The organism is Bradyrhizobium sp. LeoB3, assembly GCF_055456055.1.
In genome coordinates this window covers 1-16,142 of record NZ_JBVBEF010000132.1, presented here as the reverse complement: position 1 = coordinate 16,142, position 16,142 = coordinate 1, and the positions used below count along the sequence as shown (strand labels likewise).

Genomic DNA, 16,142 nt, shown 5'->3' with positions numbered 1-16,142 from the left:
CCACCGTCGAGGTCTTCAACATCCGCTACTTCGGATGCCGTCTACCCGAAAACCGAATTGGTTCTCAGGCTCTACGGTTCCTCCGCCTTCAAGGCTCGTCCGGCTTCTGCAATGGCTCGCGTGTTAGGGAGCTTGTTAACAATTATAAATTGTATTATGATGCTGCATTCAATTGATCATTGTTTGTTTGTACGAAGAGGAGTTGCCGTAGCGGGCAAAAGCGCGCCCCGACTTCGAGAAGAATCCGGCGCGCAGCGCATCGCGCTGGTCGTGACCGATGTAGCGTAGGCAAAGCGCAGTGTGCCCACCATTGCGAGCGGAGTCTTTGATGGTGGCACGACGCGATAGATGCGCCTTCACCTTACAGCCTCTCAACGAGAGATGCCGATGCTTGATGACTTCAAATGGCCTGACATCGAAGGCGAGGCGGACAAGGCGATCATTCGCAATATTCGCAAGCACGGATGCCATATCGTGGGCATCTTGGACGGTAATCCGGCATATGCGTTCTCGGTTGGCCTGTTTCTCAACTATGGCCACGCCGAGGTGGTGATCTTCGGCCTGCGGGCCTCCGACTCTGCCTCGATCATCAATGATATTCGCGACCGGGCGGCTGCAGGACGGAACTACGCCGCCGGGGATATCTGCGATGATATCTTGACGGACCGTCAAGTCGCATTCGCAGAGGTGCCGCTGCAGGCGTATGACGCGTATCTGGGAACGGCGATTTGGTTCTATCGCAAATGCCGGCGCCCGTTTCCATGCCTGCAGATCGTGTGGCCAGATCGCGAGGGATACTTCCCCTGGCAGACCGGACATGACGCCGCCTTGAAGCAGTATCAGCCGGTGTTGAAGTCTTTCTCCTGAGGTGCGAAGTGCCCGCGTAGGGTGGGCAAAGCGAAGCGTGCCCACCATCCACGGTTGGTGCAAGAAAGGTGGGCACGGCGCGATAGACGCGCCTTCGCCCACCCTACGCGTATTGCGATTCCACAACTCACAACGTGCAGCGGCGCTGTGTCCGCATCTGTTGCTGCTCGGCCATCGCGGCGGTGAAGGTCGGGACTGGCTTGCTGACGACCTGGTAGGTCGAGGGCCACTGCATCGGTTTCTGCTGCAGGTCCTCGTTCCAGATCTGGCAGATGCCGGTGTTCTCCCAGCGGATCACGTAATAGCCGGCCTCTGCGGGCCTGGCGGCGAAGGCCGCGACAGCGGAGCAGGTGGCGAGGCAGAGGGCGGTAGCGCGACGCATGACGTATCTCCTGTCGAATTGTTATTTGGCTGCCTCCGCGATTGGCCGAGGCGCCGCCGATCTTTTGTGATCGTTTGTGGCGGTATTGGTACGGCAAGAGCCTGCTCCCTCGAAATCGGGAGGCTGCAATGATTTCATCAACAGCAGTTCACCGGCGGCTTCGAGCGACGGTATGTTGATCCTCCACTCGTTCGCCAGCCCGCAGCCAATCCGCCAGTTCCTGCCACGGCTGCAACGACCAGCTTCCCGAAGCCGCGCCCGATGGCGACGCCAGCACGAAGATATCCGGAAAATCCGGAAGCGCAGCTTGCCGACCGAGCGCGATCGTCGACGTCGGTCGTCCGTAGAACAGGGATGCCGCCTTCTTGCTGGTGAACGCGATGGTCTTCGGCCGATAGCGCAGCATCTTGTCCCGGAACGCTGGCACATCGATAGGGAAGGCCAGCGCCTGGTGGTCCATGCCCGCGCCGGTCTTGCACATGTCGGTGAAGCCGATGCCGAGCTCGAGCAGCGCCGGAAATTCATGCGGCTCGAAGCGGCGCGGCGTGATGCCGACCTCATGGAGCGCGCGCCAGAAGCGATTGCCGGGATGCGCGTAGTAATGGCCGAGGTCGGCTGACCGCTGGCTCGCGGCGGTGCCGACGAAGACCATGCGCAGATTGACGGCAAGCTGGTCGGGCAGCCGCTCGTGCGGAGCGGGCGCGCCGCTCATGCAGCGCGAAGGCTTGCGACGCCCTCGATCTCGATCAGCATCTTCGGATCGGGCAGCGCCACCACCACGCAGGTGGTGCGCGCAGGATAGGGCGCCGGGCCGAACGCCTCGGCATAGAGCCTGTTCATCGTGGCGACGTCGGAGGCGCGCGTCAGCAGTACGTTGACCTTGACGAGATCGCGCACCGTCGCGCCGGCCTCATCCAGCACGCGCTTGAAGTTGGTGATGACGTTGGCGAACTGTGTCTCGAAGGTGTCAGGCAGCCCGCCATTGGCGTCGAAGCCGGGGATGCCGGAGATGAAGAGGAGATCGCCGACGCGGGCGCCGAACGAGAGCGGCGGCGCCTTGACGCCGGGCGGGGGAGGGAAGTGCTTTATGGACATGCATGCATCCTCGTCGTTGGACAGATGGGATGCAGGATAGATCAGTGGCCGATATGAGCCAACCGATCGCGCGAATGCACGTGATGAATAGGCTTCTCAATATGCGGGACGTGCCCGCCCGATCCAGGCAGCCAGCTCCTCAGGGCAGAACTGCAAAGATCGTCCGACCGACGACACAGCCCAGATCAAGGAGCGTTGATGGTGCCAGTCTGCGATGATGAGAAGAACTAGAGGAGGCTTCTGTTGTCGGAGAAAAATCGCTCGCAGAACCTGCGGATGTGGTCCGGCAGATCGTTAACGGCAGATGACTTCCTGGACTCATCGCAGTCGAGGCGAGGTTGCGTTCCGGCTGCTCTGTTCGCGAGGTGCGAGCCGCCGCTCTCGGCTCGATCCGCAATCCGACGGCGAAATGCAGCTCTTGCTTTGGCGCGGAAGGCGCTATTCGATCGCATGTCGTTGTCCCCATGTCCACCAATTGAGACCTGCGCGTGTTTCTAGGATGTCTGGAGAATCTGACTAGCTACCAAAATGGCTGGCAACGGCATCCGAAAGTTTGTCGTTAGGGGACCCCTTCAGGTTCGAACATTTCTCGGGCGCGCCACGCTGCAACAGAACGACCGGGCAAGTGTCCGGCGGTTCTCGCCACTGTGAATGTTCAGACTAGGTGCTGGATTCGGAGGCCCGCCCTCACCTTTGAATGCGGCTTGGCTATTCTGCCGCTCGGGCCACGCGCACGTCGTTGACGCCCTGCTGCCGGGAAATGACCGAGCAATCGGTGTGTCCTTGTCCTTCCACAGGTTGAAGGATGTGGGCGGCAACTAACATGGCACGGTCATCAGAACAAAACTCTGATGACTTACGATCCAACTCTTCGAGGCTTCTCGGAAATGAAAGAATACAGGCATCGGGGCTTCGTAGGCCAGCGACCCGTGCAATTGACTTGAGGATTAGCTTGTATGCGCGCCTCGCGGTGATCTCGGCACCTCCGCGGTGCTGCTGCTTTGGGTCCGCGACGTCGAGCCGAGCCGTTGAAACCACGCCGACGTGATAAGGAGTAGTCTCATTGCCGAAACTCGTCGAGAAAACATAGCGCCAAGGGGATGCCTTGAGATCGAACGGAACGAGCAAGTATTTGAATGACCGCGGTCCCCCATCCGCAGCAGTTGCCCGGATGAACTGATCTCCAACCTTGTCCACGTCGAACTGGGTCGGGGTTGCGAGCAATTCAGGGCCGAGTTGAAGGTTCAATGTTTGCGTTGAAACGGGTGCAGATAGCACTCGTTGGAGAGCGCAAACCAGCGGCTGAACGAAATCGACGCTCTTCAAATCCGAATGGATATAAAGAATGACCTCGCTAGGTGCAGTGAGGCCGCTGCTCGCCACGTGTGGCAGTCCCTGCGCCCATGAAACGGTTACGCTGACGGGAAGCCAAACAGTGACGAACAGAGGCAATAGTCCGCGGGTCAAACCCTTGCGCATCGGCTACTCTCAGAGCGCCTGATTGCTCTCCTTCACCTTCTCCGCGTCAAGATACACATCCCCGCCCATCTCCTTGAACTTGGCACTCATCGCGGCCATGCCGTCTTCGATGGTCCCCTGCATCGACATCCCGACGCTCGCCGGATCGTTCAGCGTTGCCGCGTAATCCCGGACGTCCTGGGTGATCTTCATCGAGCAGAACTTTGGGCCGCACATCGAGCAGAAATGGGCGACCTTGTGGGCTTCCTTCGGCAGGGTTTCGTCGTGGAAGTTCTTCGCGGTCTCGGGGTCGAGGCCGAGGTTGAACTGGTCGGTCCAGCGGAAGTCGAACCTTGCGCGGGACAGTGCGTCGTCGCGGAGCTGGGCGGCGGGGTGACCCTTGGCGAGGTCGGCGGCGTGGGCGGCGATCTTGTAGGTGATGACGCCGGTCTTGACGTCGTTACGATCGGGGAGGCCGAGATGCTCCTTCGGCGTGACGTAGCAGAGCATGGCGCAGCCGAACCAGCCGATCATGGCGGCGCCGATGCCTGACGTGATGTGGTCGTAGCCCGGCGCGATGTCCGTGGTCAGCGGCCCAAGCGTGTAGAACGGGGCTTCGCCGCATTCCTTGAGCTGCTTGTCCATGTTGATCTTGATCTTGTGCATCGGCACGTGGCCGGGGCCTTCGATCATGACCTGGCAGCCCTTGTCCCACGCGATTTTTGTCAGTTCGCCGAGTGTCTCCAGTTCGGCGAACTGCGCGCGGTCGTTGGCGTCGGCGATCGAGCCGGGACGCAGGCCGTCGCCGAGCGAGAACGAGACGTCATACTTGCGCATGAGGTCGCAGATCTCGTCGAAATGCGTGTAGAGGAAGCTCTCCTTGTGATGCGCCAGGCACCACTTCGCCATGATCGAGCCGCCGCGCGACACGATGCCGGTGACGCGGTTGGCGGTGAGATGGATGTAGGGCAGGCGCACGCCGGCGTGGATGGTGAAATAGTCGACGCCCTGTTCGCACTGCTCGATCAGCGTGTCCTTGTACAATTCCCAGGTCAGCTTGACCGGATCGCCGTTGCATTTCTCCAGCGCCTGGTAGATCGGCACGGTGCCGATCGGCACCGGCGAGTTGCGCAAAATCCATTCGCGGGTGGTGTGGATGTTGCGCCCCGTCGAGAGGTCCATCACGGTGTCGGCGCCCCAGCGGATCGCCCACACCATCTTCTCGACTTCTTCCTCGACCGACGACGTCACGGCGGAGTTGCCGATATTGGCGTTGATCTTGGTCAGGAAGTTGCGGCCGATGATCATCGGCTCGAGCTCGGCATGGTTGATGTTGCTCGGAATGATGGCGCGGCCGCGCGCGATCTCTGAGCGTACGAATTCCGGCGTGATGAAGGCCGGCACCGAGGCGCCAAAGCTTTCGCCGTCGGCGAGCGCGGCTTCCGCGCGCTCGAGCTGTTGCTTGCGGCCGAGGTTTTCGCGCTCGGCGACGTAGATCATCTCCTTGGTGATGATGCCGGCGCGGGCGAATTCGAGCTGGGTGACCTTGTGGCCGTCGAGGCCGCGCAGCGGCCGGTGATGCGCGGTGAAGGCGCGCGCCGCCTTGTCAGTGGAGAGGTTGCCGTTGTCTTCCGGCTTGATCGTGCGCCCCTCATATTCCTCGACGCCGCCGCGTTCCTTGACCCAGGCGAGACGATTGCGCGGCAGGCCGGCATTGACGTCGATCACGATGGACGGATCGGTGTACGGGCCCGAGGTGTCATAGACGGGAAGATTGGGCTCGCCGGCGCCTTCGCTCAGGATGATCTCGCGCAGCGGCACCCGCACATCAGGCGCCGTGTCGGGGGTCGAGAAAATCTTGCGCGAGGACGGTAGTGGCCCTGTGGTGACGGCGGGAATGGTGGTGTCGGGGTTGGAACGGATGTTCATGGAGTTCCTCCTTAAACTTCTTACTTCAGGCGGCTTTGGCTGAAGCGCCAAGCCATTGTCTGACCCGCGCATCGGGGTCGGCGTTCTGGGTGATGTCGGAGACGACGGCAATCGAGTCGGCGCCGGCGGCGAAGATTTCCGCGGCCTGCTCGAACTTGATGCCGCCGATCGCAACCAGCGGGATGTCGCCGATGCGCTTCTTCCACTCGGTGATCTTCGGAATGCCCTGCGGCGCGAAGCGCATCGATTTCAGTGTTGTCGGGAAGATCGGGCCGAGTGCGATGTAATCCGGCTCGGCCTTCAGCGCCGTGGCAAGCTCCTCGTCGTCATGGGTGGAGATGCCGAGCGTCAGCCTGGCGTTGCGGATCTCGGCGAGGTCGGCGTCGGCGAGATCCTCCTGGCCGAGATGCAGATGCTCGGCGCCGGCCACGATCGCCGCGCGCCAGTAGTCGTTGACGACCAGCTTTGTCGGCGTGCCCCTGGTCACCGCGAGCGCATCGGTGACGATCTGCAGCGCTTCGGCGTCGTTCAGATCCTTGGCGCGGAGCTGGATCGTGCCGACGCCGAGCTTCGTCAGCCGCTCGACCCAGGCGACGCTGTCGACGACGGGGTAAAATGGATCAGGATACGGCATGCCAGAACGGAGTCCCGATGACAGGGGTGGAGGGGGAGGCGAAATCGCGCGCGTCCATCAGCCCGGCCTCATAGGCGGCGCGGCCGGCCTCGATGCCGAGGCGGAACGCATTGGCCATCGCCACGGGATCGGCGGCTTTTGCGACGGCCGTGTTGAGCAGCACCGCATCGTAGCCGAGCTCGAGGGCGTGGGCCGCATGCGAGGGCGCGCCGATGCCGGCGTCGACCACCAGCGTGATGTCGGGCAGGCGGTCGCGCAGCAGTTTTAGCGCATCGCGGTTGGTGATCCCCTTGGCGCTGCCGATCGGCGCGGCCCAGGGCATCACCACCTTGCAGCCGGCGTCGACCAGCCGCATCGCCACCGAAAGATCTTCGGTGCAATAGGGGAACACCTCAAAGCCGTCCTTGATCAGGATCGAGGCGGCTTCGACCAGGCCGACGACATCGGGCTGCAGCGTGTCGTTGTCAGCGATCACTTCCAGCTTGATCCAGCTCGTTCCGAACAATTCGCGCGCGAGCTTTGCGGTGGTCACCGCCTCGCGCACAGTGCGGCAGCCGGCGGTGTTCGGCAGAACCGTCACATCAAGCTCGCGGATCAGCGACCAGAACGCATCTCCGGTTTTACCGCCGGCGGCTTCGCGCCGCAGCGACACGGTGACGATGTTGGCGCCGGACGCACGGATCGCGCCTTGCATGATCGCGGGCGAGGGATAGAGCGCCGTGCCGATCAAGAGGCGGGAGGAGAAGGTCTTGCCGTAGAAGTTCAGCATGGTGTCAGTGTCCCAACGCTTGCAGCCCAGCACTCACCCGTCGTCCCCGCGAAAGCGGGGACCCATAAGCACAGGCCGTTGTTGTGAACGCGAGCGTCCACCAGAGTGCCACAAGAGAGATCACGCGGTATGGGTCCCCGCTTTCGCGGGGACGACGAGGGGAGAGAGGCTGCGGTCATGGCGATCACCCTCCCTGCCGGGGCGTGATGATTTCGATCTCGTCGCCGGCTTTCAGCGCGGTCTCGGCCCAGCGGCTTTTCGGCAGCACGTCGTAGTTCAGCGCGATCGCGAAATGGGTGCCTTCGTAGTCGAGCTCGGCGAGCAGCGCGTCGATGCTCGCCGAAGTGATCTCCCGCGGCTCGCCGTTGACGATCACGCGCATCGCATCACCTCATTGTCGATCTGGCCGCGCTCGACATAGGCGAGCGTCAGTTCCGCCAGCGCGGGCGCCAGCAGGAAGCCGTGGCGGTAAAGGCCGTTCACCGAGATCTTCGTCCGGTCGATCGTGATCCGCGGCAGATTGTCGGGAAAGGCCGGGCGCAGGCCGGAGCCGAATTCGAGGATGCGCGCTTCGGCGAAGGCCGGGTGCACCGCATAGGCCGCGCCCAGAAGCTCCAGTGCCGAGCGGACGCTGACGCCGGTGTCCTCGGCCTCGATCGAGGTCGCGCCCAGCATGAACAGATGATCCTCGCGCGGAATCACGTAAAGCGGCCAGCGTGGATGGATCAGCCGCACCGGACGCGACAGCTCCACTTCGGCGGTCTCGATCAGGATCATCTCGCCTTTGACGCCGCGCAGCTCCGGCTCTCCGTCGCGCGCCGACAGGCCGCGGCAATCGATCACGATGCCCTCGAGATCCTCCGCGCTGATGTCGCTGTTGAACTTGATGATGCCGCCGGCGGCGAGGATGCGCTCGTGCAGCCTGGGCAGCACGCGGCGCGGCTCGACATGGCCCTCAGCCGGGAAGAACAGCGCGTCGCGGAAACGGCCATCGAGCGAGGGCTCGAGCTGCGCAACGCCTGACGCATCGAGCCGCTCGTGGCCTTCGGTCATCCGGGCAAAGCGCTCGAAATCGTTGCGCTCGCGCGCATGCGCCACCACCAGCGAGCCGTTGAACGGCGTATCCGGCAATTCGCGCCGCCAGATATCGAGCGAGCGCAGGCCGAGCCGGCTGATGATGGGTTCGGCGACCTCGGCCTCGCAATAGGGCGCGAGCATGCCGCCGGCCCAATGGCTTGTGGATTCCGTCATCGCGGCGTCACTGCGCTCGTGCAGAGTGACGGCGTGACCGGCCTGCGCGAACAATAACGCTTGCCATGCGCCTGCGATGCCTGCGCCGATGATAGATACGGGGGAATCCCCCCGCGAAGACTTGCTCTGGTACATCCCTGTCCCTTCGCCGGTATGACCCGGATCAGGTTCAAAGGGTCACCGCGGTCTCGGATATCGGCCGGAATGGCCAACGCCAAGCGTGCGGTATCTCAGCTCCTCCTCGGAGCACCCCTCGGAACGCGTCTAATGTAAGCGGATACGCCGACCTGTCAACGCCGCGCTTCGCGGCCGTGCCCCTCAGTTGCCGGGGACCTGCTGTGCGTCGGCGTCGGCCGCGCTTTCCGGCGCCTCGGCCTCGGTCTGCTCTTTTTGCGCTGCGGCGGCAAGCGTCGGGCGGGATTCTCTCTTGGATTCCTTCAGGTGCTGCAGCCGCTGCTGCTTGGCGGCGTAATAATACCCAGCGGCGTAGTAGCGCACGGCGCGGTCATGGTTGCCGCCGGCGGCGCGATAGGCGCCGGCGAGATATTTGATGCCATAGGTGAGGTTGGTTTCGGGATCACGCAGGCCCGCCGCATCGCCTTTGTAGCCAAGGCCGCGGGCGGTCGCGAGCTTGATCTGCATCAGCCCGATCGCGCCGCCGCGTCCGACCAGGTTCGGCTGATACTTGCTCTCGCGTACGATCACGCGGTGCACCAACGTATCAGGCACCAGATTGGCCTGGGCATGGGCGGCGACCAGCGCCTCATATTGCGAGCGCTGCTGCGCCTGCGCAGGCGAGCCTGACAGCACCGCGGCAACAGCCGTAAGCAAGGTGAGGGCGAAAGGGAGTTTCATCGGGCGAGATCTCGGCGACGGAATGGTCTGTTCCACTTACGCAACCGAATTGTTGCGGCCGCCGGGCAGATATGTGGCGAAAGCGGGGCGTTATGCGACGGAGTTTAGTAAAGTCTTAGACGACGATTTGCTGCACGGCCGCAAGCTTCTTGTCGCGCAAATGACTCAAAGCCGCCTTAGGATTTTGCATGGCAGGCGCGGGGTTCAGTGCGTTCTGCCGATAAATCAAGAAACGCCAAACAAGAAAACCGACCAAGAAAAGTCGATAACGGGAGACGCATCATGACCCACTTTGATTCCGCTGATCTGCCGCGTGGAAATCCTTGCGCACAATGCGGCAAGCCGATCGCGAAGCCGGACTGGGTCGAGCAGGATGGTGGCCGGATATTCTATCTCTGGCATTGCCGCGCCTGCGATTACCGCTTCGAGGCCATTGCGATCTATCCGGAGCACGGCAGCGAACACGCGCCGCTCGCGGCCTGACGTCAGGCGGCTGAGCGTCGGCTCTCCGCGCGCATCGGCAACTCGATCCGCGCGAGGAGTCCGTGCGGCTGCTTGTCGTGCAGCGACAATGTCCCGCCATGCGCGAGCACGATCGCGTTGGTGATGGAAAGCCCGAGGCCGAAGCCTTCGGACTCGTCCATGTTGCGCGCATCGTCGCCGCGCACGAACGGCTCCAGCACATCCTGCTTGCGCGCATCCGAAATGCCGGGGCCATCGTCCTCGACTTCGATTGTGATGCGATCAGGCGCGGTGCGGAGCCGGATCGTCGCTTCGGCGCCGAAGCGCACCGCGTTCTCGACGAGGTTGGTGACGCTGCGGTGCAGGTCGTCCGGCCGCACGGTTGCCATCGCGTGTGCGGGGCCGTCGTAGCCCACCTTGTGGCCCATGTCGGAAAACTGGTCGGTGACGAGCTGCAGCGTGCTGGCGATATCGGTCAGCGTCATCGATTCCAGCCTGCGGTCGTTGCGCAGGAACGACAACACCTGTTCCAGCATTGCGCGCATCTGGTCGAGATCGGCAAGCATGCGATTGCGATGGGTCTCGTCCTCGATGAATTCCGAGCGCAGTCGCATCCGCGTGATCGGAGTGCGCAAATCGTGGCTGATCGCGGCCAGCATCTTGGTGCGATCCTCGATCAGGCCGGTGATGCGCTCACGCATGCGGTTCAATGCTTTCGCGACCGAACGGATCTCTTCCGGTCCACGTTCGGGCAGCGGCGCGGCGGCGCCGTCGAGGCTGAAGCTTTCGGCGGCGCGGGCGAACGAGGAGAGCGGCGCGGTCAATGCGCGTGCCGCCCACAGCCCGAGCAGCGCGACGCTGATGACCATGAACAGCAGCGTCATCATCCACGGACCGCCGAGGACTGGCGGCCGGTGCCGATCCGCAAGCAGTCTTGCCGAGATCATCGCGCCGTCGGGCAGCACGATGCCGATCCGCGCACCGTTGCCCGCCAGCGGAAACAGCCGATAGGCGCCGCCGAGCCGGCGGTAGAGCAGGTGCAATTCGCGCTCGTTCAGTTCGCCGGCAGCAGGCGTGGTGCCGGGCGGCAGGCTTTCGACGCCGAGCTGCGGAAAGGCGTTGTTGATGTCGGCGGACAGCCGCGGTCGTTCCGACGCTGCGGCGGCGCCGAGAAGTTGGATCGCGCTGGCGAGCTGGGCATGTCCGCGGTCGCCAAGCGGCTCCGACTGGTCGGGCCGTGAGATGAGGAAGATCGTGGCGATGATGACGTGGATGGCGATGATCGAGGCGACCACCAGCGCCGCGATCTGCCCGCTGATGCCCCTGAGATTGAGGAAGCCGGAGAGCTTCACCGTCAATTGCCCGCCGCGGTCACCGCTTCGACTGTTGCTGCTTCCACTCTTGGCGTGAACATGTAGCCGCCGGCGCGCACCGTCTTGATGATGGTGGCTTCCTGCGGATCGGGTTCGATCTTGCGGCGGATGCGGCTGACCAGGACGTCGATCGAGCGCTCCAACGAGCCGGCGTCGCGCGCGCCCGTGAGGTCGAGCAGGCTGTCGCGCGACAGCACGCGGCCGGGCCGCTCGCACAATGTCCTGAGCAGGTCGAACTCGGCGCTGGTCATGGCGACCTTGGCGCCTTCGGAGTTGCGCAATTCGCGCAGGCGGAAATCGATGCGCCAGCCCTGGAACGTCAGCACGGTCGCGCCTTCGATGGCGCTGGCGTTGCGCGCCGCCGCCTGCCGCCGCAGCACTGCGTTGATCCGCGCCAACAGCTCGCGCGGATTGAACGGCTTCGGCAGATAATCGTCGGCGCCCATCTCCAGGCCGAGGATGCGGTCGACGTCCTCGCCGCGCGCGGTCAGCATGATGATCGGCGTCTGCGAGGTCGCGCGCACCTTGCGGCACAGGCTGAGGCCATCCTCGCCCGGCAGCATGACGTCGAGGATCAGAAGATCGACGCGGTGATCTGTCATCGCGCGGACCATCTCGCGACCGTCGCCGGCGGTGGTGACGTTGCAGGCGTTGTTACGCAGATATTTCGCGATCAGGCTGCGCGTCTCGCGGTCGTCCTCGACGACAAGGATGTTCGGCTGCGGCTGGGCCATGCTGACCTTTTGTCAATGATTCCGGACGAGTGGTGGAGATTTTTGTTTCCGAATGTTTCTGAGAACCGAGCGGTAACAGAAGCTAACAGCCTAAAAGGCCCTGTTAAGACCTTGACCACACCTTCCCGGCGAGTTCTGCGCGTACCTATCAGAATCATTTGGAGCATTCCATGACCGCGATCTCGGCTGCCTCCGGCAGCACCTATCAGTCGCCCTTGCAGCGGCTGCAGGACGAACTGCAGTCCGAAATCAATTCCGGCGCCATCAGCTCGTCCGATCAGGACGCGCTGTCATCGGCGCTGACGGATATCGACGTCTCGATGCAAGCGAGCCGCGCCACCGATCGGACGAGCGGCACGCGGCCATCGCCGGACGAGATGAAGTCCAGGCTGGATGATCTCATCAACCAGGAAGTCTCGAGCGGCAAGCTGACCAGCGATCAGGCGACCGAGTTGCAGGGCGTGTTCAAGGCCGCCTTCGCGCAGGGTCCCGGTGGTAGCCATGGCCCCCATGGCGGCGCCGGTGGGCCACCGTCGTCGGATGGTTCAACCTCGACCGATGAAGCCGGCGCCACGAGCAATTCCGTCAGCGACATCCTGCAGCAGTTCCTGCAGTCGCTGCAGGAGTCGCTGTCGGCGTCGGCGTCGAGTTCGTACAATTCGGCCGGCAGCGCGAGCACATCGGCTAACGGCAGTTCGTTCTCCGCGCTGCTGGTCGACTACCAGAGCTAAAGGCACGGCTCCTTCCCTACGAACAGCGCGTAGCCCGGGTGGAGCGCAAGCCTAACCCCGGAGCCGCTCGTCAACGTTGACGCAGGTGTCCCGGGTTTCGCTTCGCTCCACTTGGGCTACGCGCCCTTCCAAAAGGGAAGGGTGGTTGTCTCGTTGATGGCGTAGGAACCAGTCGTCGAATGTGGCGTTGTCTCTCTCGATCATTTGCGGGGAGGGCCAGATGGCAGCCGACGCCAGCACCAAACCGCATCGGCTCATTGCCAGCGACCGTGTCGAGGGCACCGCGGTGCGGCGGCCGAACGGCGAGATGATCGGCCACATCGAACGGCTGATGATCGACAAGGTCACCGGTCAAGTGACTTATGCCGTGCTCAGCTTCGGCGGATTCTTCGGCCTCGGAACCAATCTCATTCCCTTGCCCTGGGTGCGGTTGCGCTACAACACGCGTTTCGAGGCCTATGAGCTCGACATATCAGATGAAGAGTTGAAACGCGCGCCGTCGTTTCGCGCCGACAAGGATTTCGATTGGGGCGATCGGTCGCAGGAAGCCGAACTGCGTCGCTACTACGGTATACCGCCTTATTGGGGCGGTTTCTGAAAGCGCATGCTCATCGCTTAACTCCGAACTTCTCGACTTGGCGCTCCGCTTTGTCTGGCCTCGCAAGTTCCGTGTCACTTGATGCGGAACGCTTGCTGACGTGACGGGTTTTCTCAGCATCGATTTTCGAACTGGAGGATCCGACAATGTTAGCGAAGTATGCCATCACTGGTCTCGCGGCTTCGGCCTTGCTCGCGGGCGTCGCGTTTGCGCAGCAGCCGAACCAGGCGACCGGAGACCGCCCGAATGCGGCGGCCACCACGTCGACCACCGCTCCGTCGTCGTTCCACGGCAACTGGCGCGCGTCGAAAATGTCCGGCCTGAATGTCTATAACGACAACAATGAGAGCATTGGCTCGATCAACGACATGTTGATGGACAAGAGCGGCAATATCAAAGCGGTCGTGATCGGCGTCGGCGGCTTCCTCGGCGTCGGCGAGCATCTGGTCGCCGTGCCCTTCGAGAAGGTCAAGTTCGTCAACGAGCCGGTCGCCTATACCGGCGCGTCGAACACCGGCGCAAAGCCGGCGAGCGGCGCTGGCTCTTCGACGACCACGGGCGCTGCCACAAGCTCGACCTCGAGCTCCAAGTCGAACCCCTGGTACCCAGATCACGCGGTCTACAACGCGAGCAAGGAAGAGCTGAAGGCGATGCCGGAGTTCAAGTATTCGACCGAGTAAGGTTCTCGCCTTTTCCGAGCAAAAACGCGCCCGGTTCTGCCGGGCGCGTTCTTGCATCAGGGCGTGTAGGTCCGAGAAGGGCCAATACGGACAATCGATCTTGCCTGGCGTAGGCGCGAAAGATCCGAGAAATGCGAAATAAAACGGGTTTGCGGTTGTTACTTGCGCAAGCCCCTTCCCATCGCCTCGTAGATCATCGACTTCAAGTTCAGTTGGATCCGTCCCCCCTGTGTGGGCGACATCACCGTGAAGACTCCCAACATGTCGTCCACGGGGTCGACGAAATAGAAACTGCCGCCGGCGCCGTCCCAACGGTATTCACCGAGTGGCCAGTCCGTATTCGGAGGTGGCGAGGTGCGCACGGCAAAGCCAAGACCGAAGCCACTGGTGGGGCCCGGAAAATAGAAGGGATCATGAATGATCCCGGTTTCCGGTCCAATCTGATCCGACGTCATCAGTGCGACCGTCTCACGCTTGAGATACCGCTTGCCGTCCAACTCACCTCCATTCAGCAGCATTTGCAGGAAGCGGGCGTAGTCCCCTGTCGTCGAGACCAAGCCCGCTCCACCCGACTCCCAGCGCCGCGGCAATGTAGGATCCTTGATTCCGGCAACTCGAGAGCGATCGACGGGAAATCCCCTGGCGATCAGTGGCCACTTCGTTTTGTCCGCGACATAATACGCGGTGTCGGACATGCCGAGCGGATCGAACAATCGCTGCTTCTGGAACTGGTACAGCGTCTGCCCCGAGGCCACCTCGACGACACGGCCCAGCACGTCGGTTGAATGGCTGTAATTCCAACGCGTTGCGGGCTGATCGGCAAGCGGCAGTACTGCGATCCGATCGGCGAAGTCGGCGTTGTTGAAATCCCCCGCATACAATAGAGGATTCGCATAGAGTTTCTGCACCTGGGTCTCGCCGTAGAAGCCGTAGGTGATACCTGAGGTGTGCCGCAATAGATCCCTGATCGTAATCGGGCGCTTCAACGGCTCGAGCTTGAGCGGATACTTTCCGGCTTCGTCGGACATATCGACGCCGACTTTGGCGTCTGCAAAGGAATGAATGTATTTCGATACGGGATCGTCGAGAGCCAGCTTGCCTTCGTCGACCAGCATCATCGCCGCAACCGACGTAACGGCCTTCGACATCGAATAGATCTGGAAGATCGTGTCCGGCGTCATCGGCAGCCCCGTGTCGGGGTCCCGCACGCCGAAGCATTCGAAATGGACTGGGTTGCCATGTTGTTGGATCAGCAGGATGCCGCCAGGAATCTTGCCGCTCGTGATCTCATTGCGAATGGTGTCGTCAAGCTGCTTCAGGGCCGCGGGCGAAAGAGTTGCTATAGCCGGCGTTTCGGATTCGGCGCGCAGCTCGAACGCCAGGCCGAGGACCAGGCAAAACGCGAACGCTGCCGCGGCAACGCAGCGCAGTGTGGTGTTTTTGGTTTGCCATTGCTTCATAGAAAGGGTCCGCTGGATGTGCTGGCGCTCCGAAGGTGTCTGCTCCAGCAGCACGCAGGGCGTCCCCTGCTTGCGGCCGTTTAACATATAGCAGCCGATGACGTTTTCCAATTGATTGCCAAGGTCAACCGCGTTTCGGGGACGAGCTTCCTGCTCGTTACCCACAACGTGGATCTGCCATGCCGCTGCGGATCGTCTCGATAAACGAAAGAGGCCGCGGCCCTAGGACACTTCAATGAAACCAGCCTTTGAGCGATGGGCAATCGGGTGCAATGCTCTCAATCACGCGTTTGCTCGCGCTGGCGTTGAAAAACAAAGAACATCACGCCGTTCACAACAAAAACACCGCAGTTAACGAGAGCCGCGTATTCACCGGGGAGCTGAAAAAACATCATAGCGAAGGTTAGGGCGATCGCCCATGCAACGTTGATCATGCTTCGCTTGAACAGCGCCCAATGGGTTGGGACACCTGCGAACCAGTCGCTCAAGAAGTACCATAGACTCATATGGCGCTCACTATGGCAAGCCATAACGGATGGACCCAACTTCCGTAATTCTAATGAGACTAAGAGTGCATTAACCGGGCTGCACAACCCGCAACTCAAAAGTGTGCCACTTTGTCGCTGGCGGTTGCGACGTTCATTCGGCTCTGATTTCGCGCGGCTAGAGCACTTTCGGTTCTGATGGAATCAGAACCGAAGCTCTAGATTCTTGTCTTGACGCGTTTTCTTTACGCGAACCGGTGTCCACCCTCGGATCAAGTCCGAGGGCATGCTTCGCTCGAAAACGCTCTAGCAGTCTGCTGAAGAACCCCCTCGCCACCGAGGGGGCTTGATGATTCACTTGTCATCTCGAATCGGCGGA

Annotated in this window: 20 protein-coding genes and 1 riboswitch; of the genes, 6 read left to right on the top strand and 14 right to left on the bottom strand. The window is 62.1% G+C overall.

Annotated features, from left to right (window positions below):
- Positions 1 to 288: hypothetical protein (locus ACZXDY_RS40955; protein WP_464349399.1), on the top strand; the 288-nt coding region annotated here is incomplete at its 5' end.
- A 99-nt stretch (positions 289 to 387) separates the two neighbouring features.
- Complete coding sequence (locus ACZXDY_RS40950; protein ID WP_196237440.1) at positions 388 to 867, top strand: DUF4262 domain-containing protein; 480 nt, start codon at positions 388 to 390, stop codon at positions 865 to 867.
- 127 nt (positions 868 to 994) lie between these two features.
- Here ACZXDY_RS40950 and ACZXDY_RS40945 read toward each other — a convergent pair whose 3' ends face one another.
- The 10 genes from ACZXDY_RS40945 to ACZXDY_RS40900 all read right to left on the bottom strand — a co-directional run bounded on the left by ACZXDY_RS40945 (position 995) and on the right by ACZXDY_RS40900 (position 9,240).
- Positions 995 to 1,249, bottom strand: a complete 255-nt coding sequence (locus ACZXDY_RS40945; RefSeq protein ID WP_028168899.1) for a hypothetical protein — start codon at positions 1,247 to 1,249, stop codon at positions 995 to 997.
- Between the two features lie 148 nt (positions 1,250 to 1,397).
- The gene (locus ACZXDY_RS40940) at positions 1,398 to 1,961 is read right to left on the bottom strand and encodes a mismatch-specific DNA-glycosylase (protein ID WP_464349398.1); all 564 of its coding nucleotides are present in this window, start codon (positions 1,959 to 1,961) and stop codon (positions 1,398 to 1,400) included.
- Positions 1,958 to 2,344, bottom strand: coding sequence for a RidA family protein (locus ACZXDY_RS40935; protein WP_464349397.1), 387 nt, complete (start codon positions 2,342 to 2,344; stop codon positions 1,958 to 1,960). Before ACZXDY_RS40935 ends, ACZXDY_RS40940 begins: the two co-directional genes overlap by 4 nt.
- Before the next feature lie 708 nt (positions 2,345 to 3,052).
- Positions 3,053 to 3,823, bottom strand: a complete 771-nt coding sequence (locus ACZXDY_RS40930; protein WP_464349396.1) for a hypothetical protein — start codon at positions 3,821 to 3,823, stop codon at positions 3,053 to 3,055.
- A 9-nt stretch (positions 3,824 to 3,832) separates the two neighbouring features.
- On the bottom strand, positions 3,833 to 5,731 hold the full coding sequence (thiC, locus tag ACZXDY_RS40925) for a phosphomethylpyrimidine synthase ThiC (RefSeq protein ID WP_464349395.1): 1,899 nt from the start codon (positions 5,729 to 5,731) through the stop codon (positions 3,833 to 3,835).
- A gap of 25 nt (positions 5,732 to 5,756) precedes the next feature.
- Positions 5,757 to 6,365 (bottom strand): thiamine phosphate synthase, encoded by a 609-nt coding sequence (locus ACZXDY_RS40920; protein WP_464349394.1) that lies wholly within the window; start codon positions 6,363 to 6,365, stop codon positions 5,757 to 5,759.
- Positions 6,352 to 7,134: a thiazole synthase gene (locus ACZXDY_RS40915; protein ID WP_464349393.1), complete on the bottom strand. Its 783-nt coding sequence runs from the start codon at positions 7,132 to 7,134 to the stop codon at positions 6,352 to 6,354. Before ACZXDY_RS40915 ends, ACZXDY_RS40920 begins: the two co-directional genes overlap by 14 nt.
- A gap of 184 nt (positions 7,135 to 7,318) precedes the next feature.
- On the bottom strand, positions 7,319 to 7,516 hold the full coding sequence (gene thiS, locus ACZXDY_RS40910; RefSeq protein ID WP_028168893.1) for a sulfur carrier protein ThiS: 198 nt from the start codon (positions 7,514 to 7,516) through the stop codon (positions 7,319 to 7,321).
- A complete protein-coding gene (locus ACZXDY_RS40905; RefSeq protein ID WP_464349392.1) occupies positions 7,507 to 8,520 on the bottom strand; it encodes an FAD-dependent oxidoreductase in 1,014 nt (337 codons plus the stop codon). The genes thiS and ACZXDY_RS40905 overlap by 10 nt, the downstream gene beginning before the upstream one ends.
- A riboswitch (TPP riboswitch) is annotated at positions 8,508 to 8,649 on the bottom strand. Its footprint overlaps the gene before it by 13 nt.
- A gap of 54 nt (positions 8,650 to 8,703) precedes the next feature.
- Positions 8,704 to 9,240: a transglycosylase SLT domain-containing protein gene (locus ACZXDY_RS40900; RefSeq protein WP_464349391.1), complete on the bottom strand. Its 537-nt coding sequence runs from the start codon at positions 9,238 to 9,240 to the stop codon at positions 8,704 to 8,706.
- Between the two features lie 282 nt (positions 9,241 to 9,522).
- On the opposite strand from ACZXDY_RS40900, the gene ACZXDY_RS40895 reads away from it, so the two are divergent.
- Positions 9,523 to 9,723 carry a hypothetical protein gene (locus ACZXDY_RS40895; protein WP_028168891.1) on the top strand — a complete coding sequence of 67 codons (201 nt, stop codon included), beginning with the start codon at positions 9,523 to 9,525 and terminating at the stop codon, positions 9,721 to 9,723.
- A gap of 2 nt (positions 9,724 to 9,725) precedes the next feature.
- On the opposite strand, the gene ACZXDY_RS40890 is transcribed toward ACZXDY_RS40895, so the two are convergent.
- The gene (locus ACZXDY_RS40890; RefSeq protein ID WP_464349401.1) at positions 9,726 to 11,054 is read right to left on the bottom strand and encodes an ATP-binding protein; all 1,329 of its coding nucleotides are present in this window, start codon (positions 11,052 to 11,054) and stop codon (positions 9,726 to 9,728) included.
- A gap of 2 nt (positions 11,055 to 11,056) precedes the next feature.
- Positions 11,057 to 11,809 (bottom strand): response regulator, encoded by a 753-nt coding sequence (locus ACZXDY_RS40885; RefSeq protein ID WP_464349390.1) that lies wholly within the window; start codon positions 11,807 to 11,809, stop codon positions 11,057 to 11,059.
- Between the two features lie 170 nt (positions 11,810 to 11,979).
- Here ACZXDY_RS40885 and ACZXDY_RS40880 point away from each other — a divergent pair, with 170 nt between their 5' ends.
- The 3 genes from ACZXDY_RS40880 (at position 11,980) to ACZXDY_RS40870 (ending at position 13,818) form a co-directional block, all read left to right on the top strand.
- The gene (locus ACZXDY_RS40880) at positions 11,980 to 12,540 is read left to right on the top strand and encodes a hypothetical protein (protein ID WP_464349389.1); all 561 of its coding nucleotides are present in this window, start codon (positions 11,980 to 11,982) and stop codon (positions 12,538 to 12,540) included.
- 220 nt (positions 12,541 to 12,760) lie between these two features.
- Positions 12,761 to 13,138, top strand: coding sequence for a PRC-barrel domain-containing protein (locus ACZXDY_RS40875; RefSeq protein WP_464349388.1), 378 nt, complete (start codon positions 12,761 to 12,763; stop codon positions 13,136 to 13,138).
- A 146-nt stretch (positions 13,139 to 13,284) separates the two neighbouring features.
- Complete coding sequence (locus ACZXDY_RS40870) at positions 13,285 to 13,818, top strand: PRC-barrel domain-containing protein (protein WP_464349387.1); 534 nt, start codon at positions 13,285 to 13,287, stop codon at positions 13,816 to 13,818.
- A 158-nt stretch (positions 13,819 to 13,976) separates the two neighbouring features.
- On the opposite strand, the gene ACZXDY_RS40865 is transcribed toward ACZXDY_RS40870, so the two are convergent.
- The gene (locus tag ACZXDY_RS40865) at positions 13,977 to 15,278 is read right to left on the bottom strand and encodes a serine hydrolase domain-containing protein (protein WP_464349400.1); all 1,302 of its coding nucleotides are present in this window, start codon (positions 15,276 to 15,278) and stop codon (positions 13,977 to 13,979) included.
- A 278-nt stretch (positions 15,279 to 15,556) separates the two neighbouring features.
- Positions 15,557 to 15,766 (bottom strand): hypothetical protein, encoded by a 210-nt coding sequence (locus ACZXDY_RS40860; protein ID WP_464349386.1) that lies wholly within the window; start codon positions 15,764 to 15,766, stop codon positions 15,557 to 15,559.
- Positions 15,767 to 16,142: the final 376 nt, after the last annotated feature.